Annotated in this window: 7 protein-coding genes and 1 pseudogene; 7 read left to right on the top strand and 1 reads right to left on the bottom strand. The window is 58.5% G+C overall.

What is annotated here, in order from left to right; all coding sequences use genetic code 11:
* Positions 1 to 1,075 precede the first annotated feature (1,075 nt).
* From IVB50_RS00800 to IVB50_RS00780, 5 genes and pseudogenes are all read left to right on the top strand, one after another.
* Positions 1,076 to 1,216 (top strand): hypothetical protein, encoded by a 141-nt coding sequence (locus tag IVB50_RS00800; protein ID WP_247284137.1) that lies wholly within the window; start codon positions 1,076 to 1,078, stop codon positions 1,214 to 1,216.
* A gap of 555 nt (positions 1,217 to 1,771) precedes the next feature.
* A complete protein-coding gene (locus IVB50_RS00795) occupies positions 1,772 to 1,990 on the top strand; it encodes a hypothetical protein (RefSeq protein ID WP_247293785.1) in 219 nt (72 codons plus the stop codon).
* A gap of 1,065 nt (positions 1,991 to 3,055) precedes the next feature.
* Positions 3,056 to 3,364, top strand: a complete 309-nt coding sequence (locus IVB50_RS00790; RefSeq protein ID WP_247293783.1) for a hypothetical protein — start codon at positions 3,056 to 3,058, stop codon at positions 3,362 to 3,364.
* 200 nt (positions 3,365 to 3,564) lie between these two features.
* Positions 3,565 to 3,825, top strand: a complete 261-nt coding sequence (locus tag IVB50_RS00785; RefSeq protein WP_247293782.1) for a hypothetical protein — start codon at positions 3,565 to 3,567, stop codon at positions 3,823 to 3,825.
* Between the two features lie 384 nt (positions 3,826 to 4,209).
* Positions 4,210 to 4,398 (top strand): annotated as a pseudogene (locus IVB50_RS00780) (transposase); the annotation flags it as partial.
* A 29-nt stretch (positions 4,399 to 4,427) separates the two neighbouring features.
* Here the strand turns inward: IVB50_RS00780 and IVB50_RS00775 are convergent.
* Positions 4,428 to 4,613, bottom strand: a complete 186-nt coding sequence (locus IVB50_RS00775) for a hypothetical protein (RefSeq protein WP_247293803.1) — start codon at positions 4,611 to 4,613, stop codon at positions 4,428 to 4,430.
* A gap of 3 nt (positions 4,614 to 4,616) precedes the next feature.
* On the opposite strand from IVB50_RS00775, the gene tnpB reads away from it, so the two are divergent.
* The gene (gene tnpB / locus IVB50_RS00770) at positions 4,617 to 4,964 is read left to right on the top strand and encodes an IS66 family insertion sequence element accessory protein TnpB (RefSeq protein ID WP_247293780.1); all 348 of its coding nucleotides are present in this window, start codon (positions 4,617 to 4,619) and stop codon (positions 4,962 to 4,964) included.
* A 73-nt stretch (positions 4,965 to 5,037) separates the two neighbouring features.
* Positions 5,038 to 6,609 (top strand): IS66 family transposase, encoded by a 1,572-nt coding sequence (locus IVB50_RS00765; protein WP_247293778.1) that lies wholly within the window; start codon positions 5,038 to 5,040, stop codon positions 6,607 to 6,609.
* The last annotated feature ends 4 nt before the right edge of the window (positions 6,610 to 6,613 follow it).

Here is a 6,613-nt window from a genome sequence, read left to right as displayed (position 1 = left end):
CAGTCGGGCCGCAGCAGTCGGCCGGCGCTCTGTGCCGCCGCTCTCTGTTCTGTACTGCGACTATGGTTGTATTTTGGCCTACTCTCCCCTGAGGGAGTGAACGCTAGACCTGCCGCCCGTATGGGCAGGTAGCCTCAACTTTCGGCGAACGATGATATTCGCGCCGTGCTAGCTTTCGGCATTCCCGCACGGTTGGCGGAGGAAGCGGACCGGCACCTGACAAAGTGCAAAGTTCAATGCGGCTAAAAATGTGCGCTGTTTCACAAAAGTGCACAGACTGCCGGGCTAAAGTCATACACGCTTACTTTCCCTCGTACGTTGCGCCTGCACCATTTTTTGGCTTTCTTTGTTTTGTGTTGGAGGCATTGATGAAGAGCTCTCGCGGTCTCCTTTTTGCCCAGCGGTTGAACGAACTCAATTCTCGGCTCTCAGAATTGGAAGAACTTCGAGAGCGGATCAAAGAAGCGGAGCGACGCGCCTGCGGTGCACCGTCACTACAATCGACACCAAAACTCCGAAGTCTCGCGAATATCGATATCTGTCCTGACACTCGTAACCGGGCACGCGCCGCTGCTATGCGACGGACTTCCCGAAGGGCGCGACCGGCGCCCTAATGGAGTGGCCGGATTCACCTATGAAAATGCTGGAACTGGAGAGGACTGCGACGCTGCGGCCATTCCAATCGTCCAAGTATTGCGGGTCGCTCCACGGTTTCAGCCGATCAGTCGAACGAGAACACCGTTGTCGCTACGCAGTTGCCGATCGCGGGCAATTGGCGCCTTTTCGAGTGGATTTGGGGAGTGAGCTTTTTCCTCAGCATCATGCTGGCGATGGCGGGATGGCTCTACGTGCTGGGCACGCTTTCCATCAAAGTTGTCTATTGGCTAGCTTCCTAGCAGCTTCGCGCGATGCGCCCATTGCCGTGAAGATTACCATTAAAATTTGACCGAGATTTTAGTACCGTCCTTCAGCGGTCTTCCGGTACGCTGTTTGAGCATTCATCAGTGGAGGCACTCATGAGATATCTACCTGACCATGGCCTGCCCCTTGTTCAACTCAAAGGGCGTCGCCGCGAATGGTCGTGGCGCTGCAGAGCCGCATTGGCCCGATCAGCGATGACGAACTGCAGAAGATTGCAGCCATACAGCAGACCAGCTCAGCTTTCGAGGATGTCATCGCAGATCTCGACACGGAATGCCTTGATCGGGCGGCTTGAGACGAGCCAATCAGGCTTGCGCACGCCCCGGATCTGGATAAGGATCATGCCGCTACCGGCTCGCGTATTGGGTGGCCGCCCCACCTTTTATTAGGACCATTGGCAGGCCGCCGTCATCCCCAGGATGACGGCGGTATGATTCAGGGGCGGCGAGCTAGCCTAGTAGCGCGAGCACTCTCAATGCCGCGCAGCCGATGATTCCCCAAATCGCAAGGCTAATCAGCAGCGCATCGCTCATCGCGTCCATCCTGCGTATCCCCTGGTGCAGAGTGGCGGTGGTTCGAAGAAGTGACCAGAAATTCCCGTCGTGCGCCGCAAGGCCAGCACGTACTCGCCTCCCAACGAGAGAGCCAATACCCTGAGAGAGTGGAAGGACTGCCATCTGCGCGAACCAGATCGCATCGACAGTCGCGCAGATGACGACAATCTTACGCAATAACCTTTACGAACAAACTATGCGTCTACTTACCGAGGAGAGCGAACCGCATGTTGCTAGCCAACATAGATTCAGCCAAAGACTAACACTGGCTGGAGGCAAGGCCGAGGGAACGGCTGATGCCAAGAACTATCCAGGAACAACTGGACCAGGTGGAACGTGATATCAAACTTTACACTGAATTCGATAAAGCCGAAAAAGCTCGCTTCGATCGCGAGTGTTACCTCTGGACCGCGGAAGACCGCATCGAGTGGCAGGAGACGCAGCTTTTCAATGCTCAATATCTTCGCGAACTAAACGACGAGCGCGTTGCGTTGCTTAAGCGGCTAAAGGGGTGAGCGGCTGTTGGCGCAGCGCGGTGCCCTGAAGGGAGTGGACCGCCTGTCCTGAGGGAGTGGACGGTTGGCGAGGGGAGATTTACGCTGCGATTGTCCAGCCGAGAGGAACCCTAAGTAACTTTCTCACGTAAACATTCTAAGATGGCATTTTCGGAGAAGACCCATGGCCAACGCGAACCTCGCAAACCCGTTTGCCAGCTGCTCAATGAAGCTGAAGCGCGCTCATTCCCATACGGAGGCTTTCGCGAGAGAGTTTAAGGCACTCGACGGGACGGATTTTGCTGCAATGTATGTAAATTATAATCGCGCCAGCGGTGATTTCGACCTTAAGTGGGGCGGATCGCAGCCCTTCATTGTCGATCTACAACTCACCGTCGCAGACTCGCTTTACAATCTTACGGTCGGCATTGGACCAAGCAGCATGTGTATGCGCAGAATTAGGCGGCCAAGCTGCAGACGGAACGTACTTCCCCCATGGGAAAGATGCGGCACATTTCGAAAAGACTTTAGAGAAGCAATGTCGCAGGGTACCCCAACATTTCGTGCAGATTATTCGTGAATGCGGGCCATACTGTGGGGGCAAGGGATACCTAATCCGTGCCCTGCACGAGCTAAACATCGTAGACAAGCATCGCCGTCTTATCCAGCAAGATTTCGCGATGCAAGAGGTGCATATCGATCAACAAATCGAATCGACCCCCGAAGGTCTTTCATCCTTCCGCCCGTGCATTGGAGCAGCGAAGCGGCCGCGAAAGATGAAGACACCATTGAAAACTCAAAAGACGGAGTGCGTTTTAGCTGTTCGCTCTCGTTTGGAGAAGTCGAAGTCCTCCGAAGCCGGCCCGTCCGAGTAGTGATGGAAGAAATGGCGGCCTGCGTTCAGCAGATTATCGAAAAGCTAGGAAAATCCGCTCTCTCGCAGCCATGACCATACCGAAATGCCTGCACCTATGTGCTTCGTTTGATGCACCGCCCTGGGAGATTGTTCTCGGAAAGGCACTGTCCAGAAGGGAGTGGACACAGCTTGCTCAGGGCTCGTAGGATCAAGCACTCAGGAGAGGCCAGATGCCTGTTGCAAAGCCCTTTCACCGGAATTTTCGAGGAATCGCAGATGGACCGAACTCGGGTTACAGCAGCTTGGCCTACATCCTCGATCGCGACTACGCGAGAGACGCCGAACATTATGTTCGTGCACTGACACTGATCCAGGACGATCTTCGTTCAATATTCGAATACGTCGAACCAAGCGCCGAGTGCATGAGCGCCTACTCGTTCCGGATCCACTCGCTCTTCATGCGGACCTGCATCGAGATTGAAGCAAATTTCAAGGTGATCCTAGCCGAGAACAATTGCAGCGCAGCGGCCGGCAATTGAATCTGGTCGACTATCGAGCACCTGTCGTCCTACGAAGTCATGTTACCTATTTGGAGCGGTTCGCCGCCGACCTTGCGACCTTTCGAACAGTGGCGACCTCTACGTGGACTTCCGAGTCCCCACGGAAAGGGCGTCCCAATTTCCTGGTACCAAGATTACAACACCAGCAAGCATGATACGATGCTTTCAAGAAGGCTAATTTGAAGAATCTGATCCTGTCCGTCGCCGGTCTGCTGGTGATCGTCACGTCTCAGTTTGGTGCACAAGATTTCGGCGCTGGCACACCAGCAATAGTTTGGTCCAACGGCTATCAGCCGATGCGCGCTTCGATCGGCGAGCTATTCAGAGTCAACTATCCCACCGACTGGGCCGAGGATGAAATCTACGACTTCAACTGGTCGGATATCAAAGATCAACCGAACCGGTTCGGGCGCATCGACTTCGACGCCATACCCGCTTAAGCGACGTGACGCGCGATGGACGATGCACGAATAGTCAAACTAGCTCTTCGATTCAGCTCGCCTCAGGCCAAAGCGCTCAACGAGGCGGCCAGTGTCTCTTGAGCCTGTTGCGTCGTGTAGCTGTCTCGCGTCGTCATGGTTACGATCAGAGCTGCCGCTGCCGCGATAGCTTCTGCTTCACTGACTGGCCCAGCCACCCCCTGCACAGGCCAGGTCGCAACTGGCATATTGCCTGGCAAACTCTGAATTACCGAGAGTTCGCCGCCATCGTAGGGACGACCGCCAAACCAGTACGTTGCCGCATCGCCGATGTCGCCGCTTTGATTGTATCCGTCCGGTGAAGGCCGCCTTGCCGAATGAGGCGTGTTGTTGAGAACTGTCCTTATGGACAGTGATAGGCGCAGTGCCCAAGTCGAACGGCTTGAGGTGGTGGACACGGGCCGGCGGCGGCGCTGGTCCGAGGACGAGAAGCTCAAGATCGTCCTGGAGAGCTTACAGGCGCCGCGCCAAGTCGCGGCAACAGCGCGGCGGTATGGCGTTTCGCGCTCATTGCTACTGCGGTGGCGACGGTCGTTTCGACCTGAGCCGAAGGATGCCGCCCATCAACCTGGCTTCGTACCGGCAATAGTGGTCGCGGAATCAGGTCCGGCGCCCTGTCCAGTCGCGCCGGCCAGCAGCGGCGGGACGATCGAGATCGAGTTTGCTGCCGGGGCTCGGATGCGGATCACGGGTACAGTCGACGCGGCCACGCTGAAGGCCGCGGTGGCGGCGCTGGCAGATGGACGCATACGGTGATTCCTATTTCGTCAGGCGTGCGGGTGTGGATTGCGACCGGCCACACCGATATGCGTCGGGGCATGAACTCGCTGGCCTTGCTGGTGCAGGAAGCGTTCACGCGAGACCCGCACGGCGGCGACCTCTATGTGTTCCGTGGCAGAAGCGGCAAGCTGATCAAGATCCTTTGGCACGATGGACTGGGCATGTCGCTTTATGCCAAGCGGCTGGAGCGCGGCCGCTTCCTGTGGCCATCGCCGGCTGATGGCGTCGTGACAATTACCCCAGCCCAGCTTGGCTACCTGCTGGAGGGCATCGACTGGCGGATGCCGCAACATACCTGGCGACCGCAGGCGGCCGGGTGATCGCTGGGATTTGAATCGGTGGCGCGATCAGCGGTTCGGACAGAGATCGCGTCTTGTGATTCTCTAGTCGGCGATGGGCACTGATGATTCTCTTCCCGACGATGTGACCACGCTGCAGGCGATGCTGCGCGCCGAGCGAGCGGCCCGTTTGGCCGCGGAAGCCGAGGCCCAGGCGGGGACTTTGCTAATCGAGAAGCTCAAACTCACGATCAAGAAGCTGCGGCATGAGCAGTTCGGACAGTCCTCCGAGCGAGGCGCATTGCTGGACCAGCTCGAGCTACAGCTCGCCGACCTGGAGGAGAACGCGGCGCAAGCTGAGACCGCGACGCAGATGGCAGCCGACAAGATTACGGTGCCATCGTTCGAGCGCCGCAAGCCGGCCCGCCGTCCGCTGCCGGCGCATTTGCCGCGGGAGCGCATTGTCTATCCGGTGCCTGCCACCTGCCCATGCTGCGGCGACAGCCGATTGCGCAAAATTGGCGAGGACGTGACCGAGACGCTGGAGCTCGTTCCGCGCCGGTGGAAGGTGATCCAGCATGTGCGCGAGAAGCTCGTCTGCCGGGCCTGCGAAGCGATCACCCAACCGCCGGCTCCTTCGCACCCGATTGCGCGCGGGCGTGCAGGGCCCAAGCTGCTGGCCCATGTCCTGTTCGCCAAGTATGGCCTGCACCTGCCGCTTCATCTTCAGAGCGACGTCTACCAGCGTGAAGGTATCGACCTCGAGGTATCGACGCTCGCGGATTGGGTAGGTGCCTCCGCAGCAAGCCTGATGCCTCTGGTCGATGCGATCCGGAGCCATGTCTTCGCAGCCGAGCGCATCCACGCCGATGACACCACGGTGCCAGTCCTGGCCAAGGGCAAGACCCGGACCGGACGGCTCTGGACTTACGTGCGCGACGACCGGCCGTTTGCCGGCCCAGATCCGCCGGCGGCCGTGTTCTTCTACTCGCCCGATCGTGGCGGTGCGCATCCGGAGCAGCATCTGGCGGGCTATGCCGGACTGATGCAGGCTGACGCCTACGCCGGCTTTGGCAGGCTCTACGAGGCCAATCGGAAGGGCGGCCCGATCATCGAGGCCGCATGCTGGGCTCACGGCAGGCGCAAGTTCTTCGATCTCGCACGGCTGAGCAAGGCACCGATCGCGGCCGAGGCGGTCAAGCGCATCGATGTCCTGTTCGCCATCGAGCGCGAGATCAACAGACTTCCTGCGCAGGAGCGTTTGCGTGTGCGCCAGGAACGTAGCCGCCCTTTGATGATCGAGCTGGAGGTGTGGTTGCGCGAGGAGCGCGCCAAGCTCTCCAGGAACAACGACACGACCAAGGCGATCAATTACTGCCTCAGCCGCTGGGATGCATTTAGCCGCTTCCTTGATGACGGGCGGCTTTGCATGTCGAACAATGCTGCTGAACGTGAGCTACGGGCGGTCGCCATCGGGCGAAAAAATTGGACCTTCGCCGGCTCCGATGACGGCGGCCGGCGTGCTGCTGCCATCTACAGCCTTATCGCCACCGCAAAGCTCAACGACGTCGACCCGCAGGCTTGGCTTGCCGACGTGCTGGCGCGCCTACCTGATCACTCTGCCAAGCGCATTGACGAACTGCTGCCTTGGAATTGGCAGCCCCAAAGCGTCGCTCACGCAGCTTGAGCGC

The organism is Bradyrhizobium sp. 87, assembly GCF_023073015.1.
Taxonomy (GTDB): domain Bacteria; phylum Pseudomonadota; class Alphaproteobacteria; order Rhizobiales; family Xanthobacteraceae; genus Bradyrhizobium; species Bradyrhizobium canariense_D.
Note: the sequence above shows the minus strand (reverse complement) of the source record. Positions and strands in the feature narration are given on the sequence as shown.

What these genes read in the sequence shown, in the direction of transcription:
- IVB50_RS00800 (WP_247284137.1), top strand. Translation starts at nt 1,076, where the DNA reads ATGGTCGTGGCGCTGCAGAGCCGCATTGGCCCGATCAGCGATGACGAA.
- IVB50_RS00765 (WP_247293778.1), top strand. Translation starts at nt 5,038, where the DNA reads ATGGGCACTGATGATTCTCTTCCCGACGATGTGACCACGCTGCAGGCG.
- IVB50_RS00795 (WP_247293785.1), top strand. Translation starts at nt 1,772, where the DNA reads ATGCCAAGAACTATCCAGGAACAACTGGACCAGGTGGAACGTGATATC.
- IVB50_RS00775 (WP_247293803.1), bottom strand. Translation starts at nt 4,613, where the DNA reads ATGCGTCCATCTGCCAGCGCCGCCACCGCGGCCTTCAGCGTGGCCGCG.
- IVB50_RS00790 (WP_247293783.1), top strand. Translation starts at nt 3,056, where the DNA reads ATGCCTGTTGCAAAGCCCTTTCACCGGAATTTTCGAGGAATCGCAGAT.